Origin of the sequence: Candidatus Kosakonia sp. 282A-S69, from assembly GCF_029433855.1 — a bacterium.
In the GTDB taxonomy this organism is placed as follows: domain Bacteria; phylum Pseudomonadota; class Gammaproteobacteria; order Enterobacterales; family Enterobacteriaceae; genus Kosakonia; species Kosakonia cowanii_A.
In genome coordinates this window covers 100,515-100,757 of the sequence record NZ_JAROAU010000005.1, presented here as the reverse complement: position 1 = coordinate 100,757, position 243 = coordinate 100,515, and the positions used below count along the sequence as shown (strand labels likewise).

The 243-nt window shown below is 67.5% G+C and carries 1 protein-coding gene; it reads left to right on the top strand.

Features of this window, described 5'->3' with window-relative positions; genetic code table 11:
- Positions 1 to 243 (top strand): glycogen/starch synthase (locus PU683_RS21295; RefSeq protein WP_277174693.1); only part of this gene is annotated, 243 nt, incomplete at both ends.

Sequence of the window (243 nt, the reverse complement as noted above, 5' to 3'; positions counted from 1 at the left end):
GGCCTACCTCGCATGGCGCGGGGCGCGGCTGCCGAGCGTGCTGACGGTGCACAACCTCGCCTACCAGGGCCTTTTCCCCCGGGACGGGATGCACCGCATCGGCGTGCCGGAATCGGCCTTCCAGGTGGAGGGCTGCGAGTTCTACGGGCAGCTCTCCTTCCTCAAGGCCGGGCTGCACTATGCTTCCCATGTCACCACGGTGAGCGACACCTACGCCCGGGAAATTCAGACGCCGGAGATGGG